This window comes from Treponema sp. OMZ 788, from assembly GCF_024181245.1.
Taxonomy (GTDB): domain Bacteria; phylum Spirochaetota; class Spirochaetia; order Treponematales; family Treponemataceae; genus Treponema_B.
The window spans coordinates 1,642,402-1,659,999 of the sequence record NZ_CP051199.1 but is presented as its reverse complement, the minus strand read 5'-3'; the positions used below and the strand labels follow the sequence as shown (position 1 = coordinate 1,659,999).

The following is a 17,598-nucleotide window of genomic DNA, read 5'->3' as shown; positions in this document are numbered from 1 at the left end:
TTTATAGATTTCTGAACTCTTAATGTAACTTGATTATACCATGGTAGAGACTTACCGTCAAGGATTGATTTATATGCTAAAGTTGACAATAATTCCGTTTATTTATGCTTTTATTATAAGGGCTCTTATATAGTTTTTGTAGTTATGATATAATAAAAATCAATGGTATTTGTATTTAATGCCGGCTAAATTAATTCATTAGGAGAAAGAAATGAAATTATCAAAAAAAATTATTCTTTTGGGTTTAACCCTATCAGTTTTGTTTGTTCATGTAAAACAAATGAAGTAAAAAGTAGTCCTGTTGCGGAAAATCCAGTAGGCAAATATGATGTTGTTGCAGATGCTGTAACAAAGCAATGTCCGATAAAGGTGGCAGACGGAATACAAATGGACAAAGTAGAATATAATAAAAGTTCTCATAGTTTGAAATACATATACACTTTTACTAAAATGGCAAAATCGGATAATAGTGAAGCTACTTGGAAGTTGATCGAAGCTGTAACAAGGGAAACTCTGGTTGCTGAATTTAAGTCGCAACCTGCCATCGGTCAATTTAGAAACGATAAGCTTAACTTAATTTTTGTGTGCAACGATAAAAATAATGTACACCTATTTACTGTAATGCTCAAGCACGGCGAGTATTAAAGGTTTAAGAATTGTGAAAAAAGCCGATTAATTAGGTTTTAAAAATGTAAAAAAAATATTTTTTTTTTACAAAAAGCACTTGACAAAAGTTTTAGAATGGGATATATTCCCTCTCACCGTCGGTTACGGCGGTGAGCTTTGAAAATGGTAGAAAATACCAGAAAAGTTTTGAAGAGTTTACCTTTTAACGAAGAATAAAACTCTTTAGTCTTTCAAGTTTTAACACTTACAAAAAGATTAAAAAAAATAAAAAAACTTTTAAAAAGCTCTTGACAAAAAGTGAGAAAATAATGTATACTCCTTTTTGCTCGCTGCATAGCTTTTTCAAAGCCTTGCAAGCGAATGATGTTTGAAACTAAGAGGGAAGGGAAAGAACAAAAATAGCCAAAGCGTAAAGCTTTTGGTAAGGAAAGTATCAAAAACCGATAGAGGTTAGCTGATTAACTTCTATCAAATTCCTTAACAATAATATGTAAGGGACAAACTTAATATTAAAATCAACCGCTCTTTAAGGGCGGATTGAAATAATAATGATGGAGAGTTTGATCCTGGCTCAGAACGAACGCTGGCGGCGCGTCTTAAGCATGCAAGTCGAACGGTAAGGGAGAGCTTGCTCTCCCCTAGAGTGGCGGACTGGTGAGTAACGCGTGGGTGACCTGCCCTGAAGATGGGGATAGCTAGTAGAAATATTAGATAATACCGAATGTGCTCATTTACATAAAGGTAAATGAGGAAAGGAGCTACGGCTCCGCTTCAGGATGGGCCCGCGTCCCATTAGCTAGTTGGTGAGGTAAAGGCCCACCAAGGCAACGATGGGTATCCGGCCTGAGAGGGTGAACGGACACATTGGGACTGAGATACGGCCCAAACTCCTACGGGAGGCAGCAGCTAAGAATCTTCCGCAATGGACGAAAGTCTGACGGAGCGACGCCGTGTGAATGAAGAAGGCCGAAAGGTTGTAAAATTCTTTTGCAGATGAAGAATAACCACAGGAGGGAATGCCTGTGAGATGACGGTAGTCATGCGAATAAGCCCCGGCTAATTACGTGCCAGCAGCCGCGGTAACACGTAAGGGGCGAGCGTTGTTCGGAATTATTGGGCGTAAAGGGTATGTAGGCGGTTAGGTAAGCCTGGTGTGAAATCTACGAGCTCAACTCGTAAACTGCATTGGGTACTGCTTGACTTGAATCACGGAGGGGAAACCGGAATTCCAAGTGTAGGGGTGGAATCTGTAGATATTTGGAAGAACACCGGTGGCGAAGGCGGGTTTCTGGCCGATGATTGACGCTGATATACGAAGGTGCGGGGAGCAAACAGGATTAGATACCCTGGTAGTCCGCACAGTAAACGATGTACACTAGGTGTCGGGGCAAGAGCTTCGGTGCCGACGCAAACGCATTAAGTGTACCGCCTGGGAAGTATGCCCGCAAGGGTGAAACTCAAAGGAATTGACGGGGGCCCACACAAGCGGTGGAGCATGTGGTTTAATTCGATGATACGCGAGAAACCTTACCTGGGTTTGACATCAAGAGCAATGACATAGAGATATGGCAGCGTAGCAATACGGCTCTTGACAGGTGCTGCATGGCTGTCGTCAGCTCGTGCCGTGAGGTGTTGGGTTAAGTCCCGCAACGAGCGCAACCCCTACTGCCAGTTACTAACAGGTAATGCTGAGGACTCTGGCGGAACTGCCGATGACAAATCGGAGGAAGGTGGGGATGACGTCAAGTCATCATGGCCCTTACGTCCAGGGCTACACACGTGCTACAATGGTTGCTACAAATCGAAGCGACACCGCGAGGTCAAGCAAAACGCAAAAAAGCAATCGTAGTCCGGATTGAAGTCTGAAACTCGACTTCATGAAGTTGGAATCGCTAGTAATCGCACATCAGCACGGTGCGGTGAATACGTTCCTGGGCCTTGTACACACCGCCCGTCACACCATCCGAGTCGAGGGTACCCGAAGTCGCTAGTCTAACCCGTAAGGGAGGACGGTGCCGAAGGTACGTTTGGTAAGGAGGGTGAAGTCGTAACAAGGTAGCCGTACCGGAAGGTGCGGCTGGATCACCTCCTTTCTATGAGAAAGGGCTTTTGAAGGTTACTTTTAACCTTCTATTCAAGTCTTGAAGTACACAAGACAACCGATACTTCCTTTTCGTTCTTTCCTGAAACTCTTTTTTATAGGGCCTGTAGCTCAGTCGGTTAGAGCACTTCTCTGATAAGGAAGGGGTCATTAGTTCAACTCTAATCAGGCCCATACCGATTGAAAAATCGGCTCAATAGCTTAGTTTTTATGAACTTAGGCGAACAGATATTTGACATAACTAGGGAAGGGAACGAAGGCGTTTAAAAGTTTTAAGACTTTTAGGCGTAAAAGAAAAATAAAAAAATACAAAACTTCTTTTTGAAAAGAGTAAGAAAGAAGGGACAATAATATGGTCAAGCGAATATAGGTTTATGGCGAATGCCTATGGAGCTAAGAGGCGAAGAAGGCCGTGGTAAGCTGCGAAAAGTTCCGTGTAGGAGCACACATCCTGTGATACGGAAATAGCCGAATGGGGTAACCCGTCAGTAGTGATACTGACATTACACTCTTGAATAAAATAGAGAGGTAAAGCGATACTGAGTGAACTGAACCATCTAAGTAACTCAAGGAAAAGAAATCAAGTGAGATTCCGAAAGTAGCGGCGAGCGAAATTGGAGGAGCCTAAACCCTTTAAGGGTGTTGTAGGGCTGCATCGGCGTAGGACCGACAAGTTACAAATTCGATTTATAGCAGAAAGGTTTTGGGAAAGCCTGGCGAAGAGGGTGAAACCCCCGTAAGCGAAATAAATCGGACTTGTTGATGCAGTACCTGAGTACGGCGGGGCACGAGAAACCCTGTCGGAAACCGGGTCGACCACGATCCAAGGCTAAATACTACTTAGCTACCGATAGTGAACAAGTACCGTGAGGGAAAGGTGAAAAGAACCCCAGTAAGGGGAGTGAAATAGAACCTGAAACCGTAAACCAACAAGATGTTACAGCCCGAAAGGGTGGTAGCGTGCCTTTTGTAGAATGAGCCTGCGAGTTACGATATGCAGCGAGGTTAAGGAATAGAAGTTCCGGAGCCTAAGGGAAACCGAGTCTTAATAGGGCGAATAGTTGCATGTCGTAGACCCGAAGCCGGAGTGATCTAGTCATGAGCAGGTTGAAGCAGCGGTAAAACGCTGTGGAGGACCGAACTATAATCTGTTAAAAAAGGTATGGATGACTTGTGACTAGGAGTGAAAGGCTAATCAAACCCGGAAATAGCTGGTTCTCCCCGAAATGCCTTTAGGGACAGCCTCATACAAAATTATCGGAGGTAAAGCACTAGTTGGACTAGGGGGCGTCAAAGCCTACCAAACCCAGTTAAACTCTGAATGCCGATAATCAACGTATGGGAGTGAGACTGCGTGCGCTAAGGTTCGTAGTCAAAAGGGAAACAGCCCAGACCGTCAGCTAAGGTCCCCAAATACTGCTTGAGTGTGAAATGAAGTGTGGATACAAAGACAGCCAGGAGGTTGGCTTAGAAGCAGCAATTCCTTTAAAGAGTGCGTAACAGCTCACTGGTCGAGTGTCCATGCGCAGATAATGTAACGGGGCTAAGCAGTATACCGAAGCTACGGGTCTTACGCGATTTAATGTGTAAGGCGGTAGGGGAGCATTCCATTAACTGATGAAGGAATACCCGCGAGGGATTCTGGAGGAGATGGAAGAGAGAATGCAGGTATAAGTAACGAAAAGGGAGGTGAGATCCCTCCCCGCCGAAAATCTAAGGTTTCCTGGGTAAAGGTAATCTCCCCAGGGTAAGTCGGCCCCTAAGGCGAGGACGAAGGTCGTAGTCGATGGGAAATCGGTTCATATTCCGATACCTTTTATAATTTCGATGGCAGGACGCATGAGGTGAAACCCGGCCGGCTAACGGATGCCGGTCAAAGTAAGCGAGCCGTTAAAAAGGATGATAGGCAAATCCGTCGTCCAAGGTAAGCTGCGACAGCGAGGGACACTACGGTGGAACGAAGCGGGCGTAATCAAGGTGCCGGGAAATACTGTCTAAGGCTAGGTTATAAAAGACCGTACCGTAAACCGACACAGGTAGATGGGATGAGAAATCTAAGGCGCTCGAGAGAACTCGCGTTAAGGAATTCGGCAAAATGCACACGTAACTTCGGAAAAAGTGTGACCTCCTTTTTTTAAAATGTGGAGGTGGCAGAAAGCAGGCCCAGGCGACTGTTTATCAAAAACACAGCCATCTGCGAACCAGCAATGGGACGTATAGGTGGTGACACCTGCCCGGTGCCGGAAGGTTAAGAGGAGAGGTTAACAGCAATGTGAAGCTTTGAATTGAAGCCCCGGTAAACGGCGGCCGTAACTATAACGGTCCTAAGGTAGCGAAATTCCTTGTCGGGTAAGTTCCGACCCGCACGAATGGTGTAACGATTCTGGGCACTGTCTCAACGCGAGACTCGGTGAAATTTATATACCGGTAAAGAAGCCGGTTACCCATAGTTAGACGGAAAGACCCCGTGAACCTTCACCGCAACTTATTATTGGGACTTGGTTTATCATGTGTAGAATAGGTGGGAGGCTATGAAGCTTGACCGTTAGGTTGGGTGGAGCCGAAATGTGAAATACCACCCTTGATAAATCAGGTTTCTAACCGCTGTCCGTGAAACCGGAAGCGGGACAGTGATAGGCAGGCGGTTTGACTGGGGCGGTCGCCTCCTAAAGAGTAACGGAGGTGCGCGAAGGTCTCCCTCACGCCGGTTGGAAATCGGCGCAGCGAGTGTAAAGGCACAAGGAGGCTTAACTGCGAGAGTGACAGCTCGAGCAGATACGAAAGTAGGTCTTAATGATCTGGCGGTAGCGAGTGGAAGCGCCGTCACTTAACGGATAAAAGGTACTCCGGGGATAACAGGCTGATATTCCCCAAGAGTTCACATCGACGGGAATGTTTGGCACCTCGATGTCGGCTCATCGCATCCTGGGGCTGAAGCAGGTCCCAAGGGTTTGGCTGTTCGCCAATTAAAGCGGTACGTGAGCTGGGTTCAGAACGTCGCGAGACAGTTCGGTCCCTATCTGCTATGGGCGTTGGATACGTGAGAGGAGCTGTTTTTAGTACGAGAGGACCGAAATGGACGAACCTCTGGTGTACCGGTTATCCTGCCAAGGGTAATTGCCGGGTAGCTAAGTTCGGAAGGGATAACCGCTGAAGGCATCTAAGTGGGAAGCCCGCCTCAAGACTACGTATCCCTGAGGGTTTAACCCTCCTAAAGACTCCTTGCACACTACAAGGTTGATAGGTTGGAGGTCTAAGCACAGTAATGTGTTCAGCCGACCAATACTAATAAGTCGTGAGGCTTGACCATATTATTGTTTCTTTTTTCAAACTTTATAATGTTCTTTCTTCGTTCTCATTCTTAGTACACTTAAAACTATCAAAGTTTTAAGTCCTTATTTTGTTTATTATTGCCAGGTGGCCATAGTGGAGAGGTAATACCCGTTCCCATCCCGAACACGGAAGTCAAGCTCTCTTACGCCGATGATACTGCTGATCAAGTGGGAAAGTAGGATGCTGCCTGGCTTTTTTTTATCCTCAATAGTTAACTTCTCCTTGCTTTATTTACTAAAAAATGTTAGTATCTAACTCTTTAAGACGGAGTTAGTTTATGGTTTTATTCTTGATTATTCTAATTGCTTTTTTACTTTATATTATTTTTCTGCCTATAAAAAATACCTTAGAAATAAAAAAGCAAAAAGAAGAGATTGTTAGGTTAAAAAGCAAGATTTCAGATTTGGAATTTAAATTTCGATCCTTCGATAATGTTTCCCCGGAAGTGGGGACTACGAATCTTGTAAATGAAGACGTTGAAACTGTAAATGCTGAACTTGAATCAGAAGAATGGATTAAGGCCGGTGAAGGCTCCAAAAATGAAGATAATGCAGCTTATTCTTTTATGGAAAAGTCTGAAAAATCTGTAGAAAAATCAGGTTCAAACGAAGGTCCGGCAAAAACTGAAGTTAAAGAAAAATATTCTACTATTTCTCCTTATATCAAAAAATTTTTTTCTATCGAATCCATTATCAGTAAGCTGGGAATTATCCTGCTCTTGATCGGAGTGGGTTTTATCTTTAAGTTAAGCTATGACAAGGGATATATAACGCAAGAAGTTGCCTTGTTTATAGGCGGTCTGATCGGCTTGGCTCTTTGCTTTTTCGGCTTTAGAACCTCGGCAAAATCCCGTCTTCTTTTAAGTCAGGTTCTATTCGGAGGCGGTATAGCCGTTTTTTATCTTACAGCCTACGCAGCCTATTTAAGATACGGTATTTTAGGTGATTTTTCTGCCTTTATATTTTTGAGCTTGATTACAGCCCTTTCTTACACCCTTTCGATTATGACGGCTTCTTCATCGATATCCATAATCGGATTGCTTGGTGCCCTCATAATACCCTTTGCCGTAGATTTGGGCTTTTTGGGCTTGACTGGCTTCGGCCTATATGTTCTTGCCGTTTCTGTTCTTTCATCGGCTGTTTACTTTTTTAAACGATGGAGGCTCTTACAGTTCACTTCCTTAATTTCATTTTTAGGAATTTTAACCCGGCTTTTACTTACTACGCCTTTAAATGTCGAGGATGCGGTTTTGTTTTTCGGCCTTATACTTTTGTTGATGGCCGTTCACACCATTCCCGATCTTTATTTTTATTTAAAGGATGATGAAACGAAAAAAGATAAAATTCTGTCACCTGCTCTTGCGGTTTTAAATTTGGGCTTTTCCTTATTTTTAACCTATAAACTCTCGGTTTATAAATTTGCACCTCAAAGTACTGCCTATCTTATTTTTTCTTTTTTTTATATAGTTTTAGCTTATCTTGCCTTTAGAAAAAAAAGAATGGATAACTTGGGACTTATCTACCTTGCAGGAGTCTTTGTTTCTCTTTATGTAACGGTAGTAGACAGATTTACCTATGATGTTCAGCCGGTTCTTATACTCAGCATGGCCTTTTTAGGATTTTGGCTTTTCCGCAAGCGCGAAGAAACTAAGGTGTTTGTCTTGCTGCATATTCTTTTTTCTGTAGGTTATATAATGTCTATACTTTCTCTCGGAAAATATTTTTGGCATTTTACACCTTTTAAAATTTTTCTTCAAGGAAGTTTTTACCTTGTGCCGATGAGTTTATCCGTATTTGTGCAAAAAGAGAAATTTAAAAGGGCTTATCAAGGTTTTGTTTTTCAAGCTTATGCCCTTATATTTTTGATTGCGGTCTTGTATAAGGTTGATATAGAAAGTACGGAATTTTTTGTTCAAGGTCTTATTCTTGTGCTCATAGTTGTTTATAACCTTATGCATCATAAACTTAAAAAACGATGGTACTATGAAAGGGCAATAGATGCTGAAGTTTTTATTCTGTTTATTTTTTCCCTTGCTTACACTTTAAATTACTTTTTTGGATTAAACCGCTCTTATTTATTTCTTTTTTTGGGAATTGAAGCGGCTATGAGTTTTTCTCTTTATGGTCTTTCTTTGATAAAAGAAAAAACCGAAAATGCCAGATTTTTTTACAGGCTTTGTTTTTTTATTTTTATGCTTAAAATCCTGCTGGCCGATTTTTCGATTGCAGCTGAAGAATTTAGATACGGAATTTTACTTTCGGGGCTTTTTATTTTGGCTTTGGATAAATTTTATAAAAATAAAATTAGTAAAGATAAATTGAGCTTAAACATAGGCCGAATATTTTTGATTGCCATTGCCTTTTTTTATTACGGATTTTTTTACAGCCGTATGCCTCACAGAGATGCTGTCCTCATCAAAATTTGGAATGTAGATATTCTTTCGGTTGTGATAAATATTTTAAATGCCCTTATTTTGATTGCTTTCTTTAAGATGTTAAAGCTGCCTCAAATCCTTTATTTTGCAGTTATCAGTCTTATATTTGTTTTTTTGAGCTTTGTGGATATTTACCTTCCCATAAACAACGGCGGAGTCTTAACCCTGCTTTGGGCTTTTTATTCTATAGCTTCTTTTATTTATTATTTGAGGAAGGGAAGGGCCAGGATGGTTTATATTTCGCTTGGACTCATAATCCTTGTTGCTGCAAAATTGATTGTAGTCGACCTAAGCACCTTAAACATTTTATCGAAGGTTATCACTTCCTTGGTTTTCGGTGTAGCCCTACTTTTATTGAGCTATGCAATTCAGCCCATGTTAAAAAAGTTCGGAAAAACGGATGCAGTTCCCGCTGAAAAATGAGTAGAGGACTGGAACTTATAGAATACTTGCAGCAATGCGAGCCTTAAAAGATAATTTTTAAGGCTCGCATTTACAGGCTTAGATTTTATGGCCTGTTTGCTTAAAGATGAAAGCGTAGATATCCGCTGTTTCTTCTATTATCTTTGCCGTGGGTTTTCCGGCACCGTGGCCTGCTTTTTCGGTTATACGGATTAGTATCGGGTTTTCTCCCTTGTAGGTGTCGTGCAAGACTTGAGCATATTTAAATGAGTGTGCAGGAACAACCCTGTCGTCATGGTCTCCCGTACATACCATGATGGAAGGATAATCGATTCCTTCTTTTACATTATGGAGGGGCGAATAGGCGTAAAGATATTCGAACATCTCCTTACTGTCCTCGCTGCTTCCGTATTCATCGACCCAAGCCCAGCCTATGGTAAAATGCTGGTAGCGGAGCATATCCAAAACTCCGACTTGAGGGATTGCAACTGCAAAGAGATCGGGGCGCTGATTTGTTACGGCTCCTATCAAAAGGCCTCCGTTTGAACCTCCTTGAATTGCAAGCTTTTTATTTGAAGTATACTTGTGTTCTATCAAATATTCGCCTGCTGCAATAAAATCGTCGAAGACATTTTGTTTTTTCATCTTCTTTCCGGCTGAGTGCCATTCTTCTCCGTATTCAAGCCCTCCGCGTAAATTTACGCAGGCAAAAATGCCTCCTTTTTCCAAAAAGGCCATCCGCGCTGCGGAAAAAGCAGGAGGAAGTGATATTGCAAAGCCTCCGTAACCGTACATGAGGGTAGGATTGTTTCCGTCGAGCTTAATATCTTTTTTTGAAACAATGTGCATAGGAATCTTCGTTCCGTCCTTGCTCTTAAAAAAAGACTTGTTCGCATTTAAAATCTTCCGTATTTACCGGAATAGCAGGAACAAAAAAATCTTGTAGGCTGTTTGTTTTTATATCATACCGTATGATTTTGTTGGGAGTTGTATAAGAAGTAAAGCTGAAAAATATTAGGTCTTCATTTTTTCGGACTCCCGAAAAACCTATGCTTCCGTTTTTGGGAAGGTTAACCCTTGTTTTATTTTTTCCATTAAGATCATGGATAAAAACTTCATCTTGAACATCCCTCATATAAACCGTAAGCAGCTTTCCTCCGCAAATGGCTGCACTCGATAAAAGGCAGTCTTGTTCGGGAATAACTTCTTCGGTATTTTTTTCATCGGCAGCATTTATGGGTGTCTTGACTATGCGGTAAAGGGGTGCTTTTGAATTTGTAAGCAAATATAAGAATTGATTGTCAGTTTCAAGCGGCCAAACACTGTCTTTAAAGTGTGTATTGTATTGTTTAAAGCATTTTGTGCACTTAGGGAGTCCTTTGCTTAAATCTGCAACAAAGAGCATACTGCCTTCATTTCCTACTTCAAAGGCTGTAACAAGGATGGTTTTCTCGTCTTCGGTTGTGCTTGCAGAAAAGGATCGGAGTGGCTGCTCCTTATCTTCAAATATAAGTATATCTTCGCTTTCGTTTGTTCCAAGCTTGTGGTATTTTAGCTTTTGAAATTCGTTTTTTTCGGTTAAGGCCTTGCCCTTATCGGGGGCATCATATGAACTGTAAAAAAAGCCGTCCTTGTACCATGCAATATTGGAAAATTTGACCCAGTGTATGTGGTCGCCGGTATCGGTCTTTTTCTCTGCATCGAAGACAAAGATTTCTTCCCAGTCTGAACCGCTTCCCGATACGGAGTAGGCCATATACTTTCCGTCTTTGGAAAAGGCAATATTTTTTAAGGCGATGGTTCCGTCCGTGCTAAGAGTGTTCGGGTCAAAAAAAAGTTCGGGATTGCTTTCCGATTTTTCGCTCCCTTTTTGGCGGTACATAACACTTTGGTTTTGCAGGCCTTCCGTTCTAAAAAAATAATAAAAGTCTCTTGCCTTAAAAAGACCGGATCGCTTTTCGTAGTCCCAAATTTCTTCGAGGCGTTTTTTTAATTCTGCCCGAAAAGGAATTTTTGATAAAAATCCTTCCGTTTTTTTGTTTTCTTCTTTTACCCAGGCTATGACCTCGGGGGCGTTATCGTCTTCAAGCCATCTATATGGATCTGCTACTATGGTTCCAAAGTAGTTATCTGACACATTTGATTGTTTATATTGCATAATAATCTCCTAAAGTTCCTTTAAAATATTGGCAAATAATAGAAGAAACTTGCTTTTTTTTCAATAGGTTTAAATAAATATTCAAAATATTAAAAAAATTAGTCTTTTTTCTTATAGACCGCTTGACAATCTAAATTTTTATGATACAATGGGTATAAGTGGGAGAAAGTAGTAAAAAGTGGGTAATTTTGCAATGACCGGAGAATATAAGAATACTCTTGATGAAAAAGGAAGGATTATGTTCCCTGCAAAGATCCGTGCAGAATTACCCGACTCAAATTTAGTTATTACACGCGGTGTAGGTAACTGTCTTTGGATTTTTACTGCGGATAAGTGGAAGAAGTTTTCGGATGAAATTATGAAGAAAACTTCTTTGTTTAAAGCTCAATCCTTGCTGGTTATGAGGCGTTTAATTGCCCCTGCCCAAGAAATCGAGATTGACAAGAACGGCCGTATATCTATTCCCCAGAGCCTTAGGGATTGTGCCGGGCTCGAAAAAGACTGCATTATTTTAGGTCTCGGTAAATGTTTTGAATTGTGGGACCTGAAACAATATGAACAATACTTAAAGGAGAGTGAGCCGGATTTTTCTGAAGCTGCCGAAGCTCTGGGGGAAATAGGTTTTTAAATTTTTATGCATCCAGTTCATACATCGGTGTTGCTTGAAGAGTGTCTTGATTTCTTAAAACCTGATGCTTCCCATAATCTTTTTGTAGACGGAACATTGGGAGAGGGCGGACATACTGAAGCTTTTTTAAAAAGATATCCTCAACTTAAGACTATAGGTGTCGATGCCGATGCTTCTATTCAAGAACGGGCAAGGGAAAGACTGAAGCCTTTCGGTGACCGTGTCCGGTTTCATTTAGGCTGGTCTGACGATTTTTTTAAAAACTATCCCAAAGATTCTGATCCTCCCAATTTAATTCTTTTGGATCTGGGTATATCGATGTTCCATTATGTAAAGTCGGGGAGGGGGTTTTCTTTTTCTTCGGATGAACCCTTGGATATGAGGTTGAATCCAGATCTTAGTTTAAGTGCAGCAGATATCGTCAATTCTTATAATGAAAAAGATTTGGCGGATTTAATTTTTAATTACGGTGAAGAGCGTTACTCAAGGAAGATCGCTTCCCGCATAGCGGAGCAAAGGAAGGTATCGGGTTTTACCAATGCAAAGGAATTGGCCGATTGTATTTACAAGGCTGTTCCGCAAAGCTACAGGCACGGAAAAAATTCATCCTGCGACAAAAACCTTCCAAGCCCTTAGGATTGCTGTTAATGGTGAGCTTGATAGGCTGCCTCGTCTTTTGGATCTTGCGTTTTCTGCCCTTGCTCCCAATGGTAAGTTTGGTGTTATTACTTTTCATTCTCTTGAGGATAGAATTGTAAAAATGTATTTTAAAGAATTGGGGAAAAGCTGTACCTGCCCCGAAAATGTGCCGATATGTAAGTGCGGGGGCAGGCCTAGAGCCGAAGTTTTAACAAAAAAAGCTGTTAAGGCTTCTGATGAGGAGATAAGGCAAAATCCTCCGTCAAGAAGTGCACGGCTTCGAGTTGTGCGTAAAATTGATTATCGGGAGAGTTAAAATGAAAAAAATACTTGCTGCGGTCTTAACATTGCTTATTCCTCTTTTCTTATTTGCTATGGTTTTGCAATCCTCACGCTATACAAGTGTCGAAAGAGATTTGGCTGATTATAATAAGGAACAGGCTAAAATTATTGAGGAAAATAAAAAGAAGATTTCCGGTATTTCGATTTTATCGAAACCTGAGCGTATCGAAAGAATTGCCGTAGAAGAATTAAAAATGAGAAAGGCTTTGTCGAGTGAAATTTTAAGGGTCTCAATTTCAAAGGAGAATAAGGATGGCTAAAGAAGAAGAAAACAAAGATTCAGATTATTCTCTTATGACTCTTGAAGAATTGCTTAGAAGTACTGATGGAAAACTTGTGCATGATGCAGATTCTTCTAAGAGCTTTTCATCTGTTGTTATAGATAGCCGAAATGTAAAAGATAATTCTCTTTTTATTCCTTTACGAGGAGAAAATCAGGATGGTCATATTTATATAGAGTCTGCTTTAAAGAACGGGGCTAAATTTTTTATTGCTGACTTTGATCATCTTAATCAAAATGAGGCAGGATTATTGTCCTTATGCAAAAAGTATAATGCTTCATGTGTTGCCGTAAAAAATAATTTAAAAGCCTTGCAGGATGCTGCAAGATTTTATTTATCGAAATTTCCTAATCTTTATAAGATAGGGATTACGGGATCGAGCGGTAAAACAACTACAAAAGAAATTTTGTCTTCGATATATTCTCAAAAATATAATACCATATCGACAAAGGGAAATTTAAATTCGGAAACAGGCTTACCGCTTTCAGTTTTTGAAGTGCGTCCTGAACATGAGGCCGGTATCTTCGAGCTCGGTATGAACCGCAGAGGCGAGATAGCCGAAATAACGAGTGTTCTTTTACCAAACGCCGCTATAATTACAAATATAGGAACCGCCCATATCGGTATTCTCGGCACAAAGCAGGCAATAGCTGAGGAAAAAAAAAGAAATTTTTTCCTGCTTTGATGATGAGGCTTTAGGGGTTATTCCTGATTGTGAGTTTACGGAATTTTTAAAAGATGTTTCTCACGGTTTCATTTTTACGGTTTCCGATAATGATTCTTCATTAGTTCAAAGAGTTGAAGATGCCGGTGTATCGGGTTCTAAAATTTTTTATAGAGAAGAAGAAATTTTATTTCCTTTACCCGGAGCGTATAATGTAAAAAATGCTCTTTTATGTATAGCCTTAGCAGAAAAAAAAGGTTTTTCGGCTAAGGAAATTAAATCTGGTTTAGAAGCCGTGCGGGCACTGTTTGGTAGATCGCAGGTTTTGCACGGCTTTGTAACCTATTTTTTGGATTGCTATAATGCAAATCCCGATTCAATGAAAAGTGCAATAGAGTTTTGTGATTCTATAAATACCGAATTTACAAAGCATTATGTTTTGGCTTCAATGCTTGAGCTCGGCACGGAGTCGGATTATGAACATAAAAAGATTATTGAAGCTGCTTTGAATTGCGATGCAGATAATTTATATTTTTTTGGAGATGATATTTTTTCCGCTTTTCAAGGTTTAAAACTGTCTTCTTCAAAAAAAATATATAAGTTTAAAACAAACGAATTTGAGTTATTAAAGGAGATGCTTAAAGAGAATTTATCTAAAGATGATTTTGTTTTATTAAAAGGTTCAAGATCAATGGAGCTTGAAAGATTGGAATCCGTTTTAAAAGAGGGGAATGTTTAAATGGTAAGACATATTATTGCAAAAAAAAATATTCATTCCGAAAAATATGACTTTGTTTTTGCAATGTCTGTTCTTCTCCTTTTCGGTGTAGGTTTTGCAACATTGTATTCTGGTTCTATTCATTACGCACAACGCTTTTTTGACAATCATCTTTATTTTGTCGGTAAGCAGATAAAACATTTTATCGCAGGCATTGCTGCAATGATGATTTTTCTTTTTATAGATTTTTCTACAATAAGAAAAATGCTGCCTGTTATAATGTTGATAACTCTTGTTTTGTGTTTGTTGCCATTTGTTCCCGGAATCGGTGAAGAAAGAAATGGTGCATCCCGTTGGGTAAATATTGCAGGTTTTATGTTTCAGCCGTCTGAACTTTTAAAACTTTCTTTAATTTTATTTTTAGCCAATTTTTTTGATAAGAAAAACGGTAACTATGATCAGCCGCTGCTTTCGGTTATTACGCCTTTTATAATAATATCCGGATTTTCTTTTTTGGTGTATTTGGAAAACGATTTTTCTTCTTCAATGTTTATTTTTTTTATAGGGGCATTGATGTTCTTTATAGCGAATGTTCCGATATGGTGGTTTATTAAAGGTTTTTTAAGTTTTGCTCCCATATTTATTTTGATGATTATAACAAAAGAATACAGGATGGAGCGTATCTTATCTTTTTTGGATCCTTCAAGAAGCCCTTTAGATTCAGGTTTTCAGATACAGGCTGCACTTAATGCCTTAACGAGCGGAGGTGTGTGGGGACTCGGATTAGGAAACGGTTTACGCAAGATAGCAAGTGTACCTGAAATATATTCGGATTTTATATTTGTTGTATGGGCTGAAGAGATGGGCTTTATCGGCGTGTTGTTTTATCTTGCGTTACTTGCTTTTTTTGCTGTTTTTGGATATAGAATAGCTTTTGGTTGTAAAAATAGATTCGGTGCTTATGCTGCTTTTGGAGCTGTCAGTTGTATCGTGTCACAGTCTTTGGTAAACTGTGCTGTTGTTTCAAAAATGATTCCGGCCACAGGAATTCCTCTTCCGTTTTTTTTCATCGGGAGGATCTTCATTGGTAGTTACTTTTTGTTTATGCGGTTTAATTTTAAATGCATCAGGATATGTAAATAAAAAGGAGAATATGGATGGCTGATATTTTATATACATGGAAAAAAGATGATTATTTGAATGATGCATGTTTTGATGATAATGTCATTATCGATAATAAACCTTCAAAACTTAAATCGAATGTAATTAGAGTTCTCATTATTAGTTTGGTATTACTTTTATTTGTAGAGGCAATATATTATGCAATAATTTTACCATATAGTTCGATTGCTGCAATAAATATTTCGGGTTGTTCAGATTTAAGTTCTATAGAAGTAAAAAAACTTGCAGGCCTAACTAATAATACAAAATGGCTTTCTATAAATTCCTCTGAAGTTTCTAAGAGGCTTGTGTCCTATCCAGGAATTGCATCTGCGACTGTAGAAAAAAAATTTCCGGATAAGGTTTTAATTAAGATAGTTGAAAGGAAGGCTGTCGCTTTAGCATTTACCGAAGTTGCCGGTAAAACAGTTCCAATGGAAATAGACGGATATGGTGTGGTGTTTAGAATAGGCTCTCCTATTATCCAATCTAATTTACCTATTATTACGGGATTGACATTTAAAAATCCTAGTGAAGGTATGCAGGTAAACGAAAAACTTTCACCGCTTTTTCTTCAACTTGATATTCTACAAAAAAAGCATCCGCTTTTATTAAACGAAATATCCGAAATAAAAATTCAGCCGAAAAAATATGGAGGATATGATTTAGTTTTGTATCCATTGAAAAGTAGGGTTTCGGTTATAACAAATAAATTTTTAACAGAAGAATCTTTACAATATATGATTCTTATTCTTGATGTATTAAAAGATGTAAATTTAGAAAAAAATATTGTCGGAATTGATTTTCGTGGTGGTAATGCCGTTTATATAAAAAGAGAGGCTAAAAATGAGTGATAATATAATTGTAGGTTTGGATATAGGAAGCAAAAATATTAGAGTTGTTGTTGCCGAAAAAAATGAAGAAGGACATGTACAGATTACAGGCATAGGCACCGCTGAGTCAACCGGTATGAGTAAGGGTATTGTTACTAATATAGCAAACACTGTTGAAAGTATAAATAAGGCAGTAGATGAAGCTGAGGTTATGTCCGGAGTAGATATTTTTAATTGTATTGTAGGATTGGGCGGTGTACATATAGATGGAATAAATTCCAAGGGGGTCTTTCCTATAAGAGATAAAGGAAAAAATAATAAGGAAATAGACCGTTCCGACATAGATGCCGTAATTAATTATGCTCAAACGCTTGCCTTCCCAGGTGATAGGGAAGTTATTCATGTTGTGCCTCAGTCTTATACCGTCGATAAGCAGCATGGAATAAAAGATCCTTTAAATATGATAGGTACCAGACTTGAGGCGGAGGTTCATGTAATAACAGGGTCAAGTACGGCAATAAAAAATATACCTAATTGTGTTGAAAGAGCTAACTTACATATAGACGGCTTAATGTATAACGGTTTGGCAGATGTAAGATCTGTTATGACAAATGATGAGCAGGAGCTTGGTTCTATTTTAATAGATATTGGAGCCGGTACTACAGATATCGTAGTTGTGCAGAATGGCGGTCCTATAATTACAACTTCTTTGCCTGTTGGAGGAATACAGGTTACAAATGATCTGTCGATAGTGAAAAGTATTCCATTTGACATGGCAGAAAAAATAAAAATTTCAAGCGGCTGTTGCTGGATGCCATTTGTTGAAAGCGACGAACAGGTTCTGATTCCCGCTTTTGGGGGGAGAGGTCCTGAAGAAGTATATCGAAGCGAAATATGCGAAATATTGCAAGCAAGAATGGCTGAAATTTTTGTAATGGTAAAGAACAAGGTTGATAGTCTTATGCAAGGTTCTCAGCTTGGCGGTTCTGTTGTAATATGCGGAGGAGGGGCTTTGTTAAACGGTATAACAGAGTTAGCTGATGAAATATTCGGTATGCAATCTGCCCGTCTTGGAATTCCGTCAACTATAGGAGGAGTTGTAGGTCAATATCGAAGCCCGGAATTCGCGACTGTTTTGGGATTAGTATTGCATAGATTAGATGATCTAAATAAGTTGAGAAAGGTTTCAAGTTCAGGAAAACAAAATTCGGGGCTTGTTTTTTCAAAAATAAAAAATTTTATAAAAGAATTATTTTAAAATTGCATACGGGAGGGTG

At 39.6% G+C, this 17,598-nt stretch carries 6 protein-coding genes, 1 tRNA gene, 3 rRNA genes and 4 pseudogenes; 13 read left to right on the top strand and 1 reads right to left on the bottom strand.

All coding sequences use genetic code 11. From position 1 onward, the window contains the following. Positions 1 to 387: 387 nt before the first annotated feature. From E4O00_RS08110 to E4O00_RS08085, 6 genes are all read left to right on the top strand, one after another. Positions 388 to 645, top strand: coding sequence for a hypothetical protein (locus E4O00_RS08110; RefSeq protein ID WP_253676884.1), 258 nt, complete (start codon positions 388 to 390; stop codon positions 643 to 645). A 530-nt stretch (positions 646 to 1,175) separates the two neighbouring features. Beyond that, a 16S ribosomal RNA gene (locus tag E4O00_RS08105) occupies positions 1,176 to 2,720 on the top strand. A 108-nt stretch (positions 2,721 to 2,828) separates the two neighbouring features. Beyond that, positions 2,829 to 2,902 (top strand) — tRNA-Ile (locus E4O00_RS08100). A gap of 180 nt (positions 2,903 to 3,082) precedes the next feature. Next, positions 3,083 to 6,038, top strand: a 23S ribosomal RNA gene (locus tag E4O00_RS08095). A gap of 103 nt (positions 6,039 to 6,141) precedes the next feature. After that, positions 6,142 to 6,253 (top strand): 5S ribosomal RNA (gene rrf / locus E4O00_RS08090). The 16S, 23S and 5S rRNA genes sit together here with 1 tRNA gene alongside, the layout of an rRNA operon. Positions 6,254 to 6,338: 85 nt before the next feature. Continuing rightward, positions 6,339 to 8,918, top strand: a complete 2,580-nt coding sequence (locus E4O00_RS08085; RefSeq protein ID WP_253676883.1) for a DUF2339 domain-containing protein — start codon at positions 6,339 to 6,341, stop codon at positions 8,916 to 8,918. Between the two features lie 78 nt (positions 8,919 to 8,996). Here the strand turns inward: E4O00_RS08085 and E4O00_RS14265 are convergent. Beyond that, positions 8,997 to 11,055: pseudogene (locus E4O00_RS14265) on the bottom strand (prolyl oligopeptidase family protein). 193 nt (positions 11,056 to 11,248) lie between these two features. Here E4O00_RS14265 and mraZ point away from each other — a divergent pair. From mraZ to ftsA, 7 genes and pseudogenes are all read left to right on the top strand, one after another. Further along, the gene (gene mraZ / locus E4O00_RS08070; RefSeq protein ID WP_253679689.1) at positions 11,249 to 11,683 is read left to right on the top strand and encodes a division/cell wall cluster transcriptional repressor MraZ; all 435 of its coding nucleotides are present in this window, start codon (positions 11,249 to 11,251) and stop codon (positions 11,681 to 11,683) included. A gap of 6 nt (positions 11,684 to 11,689) precedes the next feature. Then, positions 11,690 to 12,638: pseudogene (gene rsmH, locus E4O00_RS08065) on the top strand (16S rRNA (cytosine(1402)-N(4))-methyltransferase RsmH). Between the two features lies 1 nt (position 12,639). Next, on the top strand, positions 12,640 to 12,924 hold the full coding sequence (locus E4O00_RS08060; RefSeq protein ID WP_253676880.1) for a cell division protein FtsL: 285 nt from the start codon (positions 12,640 to 12,642) through the stop codon (positions 12,922 to 12,924). Further along, positions 12,917 to 14,348 (top strand): annotated as a pseudogene (gene murF / locus E4O00_RS14260) (UDP-N-acetylmuramoyl-tripeptide--D-alanyl-D-alanine ligase). The gene E4O00_RS08060 and the pseudogene murF overlap by 8 nt, the downstream one beginning before the upstream one ends. Continuing rightward, positions 14,349 to 15,492 (top strand): annotated as a pseudogene (gene ftsW / locus E4O00_RS08045) (putative lipid II flippase FtsW). After that, on the top strand, positions 15,485 to 16,342 hold the full coding sequence (locus E4O00_RS08040; protein WP_253676876.1) for a cell division protein FtsQ/DivIB: 858 nt from the start codon (positions 15,485 to 15,487) through the stop codon (positions 16,340 to 16,342). The pseudogene ftsW and the gene E4O00_RS08040 overlap by 8 nt, the downstream one beginning before the upstream one ends. Then, positions 16,335 to 17,579, top strand: a complete 1,245-nt coding sequence (gene ftsA / locus E4O00_RS08035; RefSeq protein WP_253676875.1) for a cell division protein FtsA — start codon at positions 16,335 to 16,337, stop codon at positions 17,577 to 17,579. The genes E4O00_RS08040 and ftsA overlap by 8 nt, the downstream gene beginning before the upstream one ends. Positions 17,580 to 17,598 lie beyond the last annotated feature (19 nt).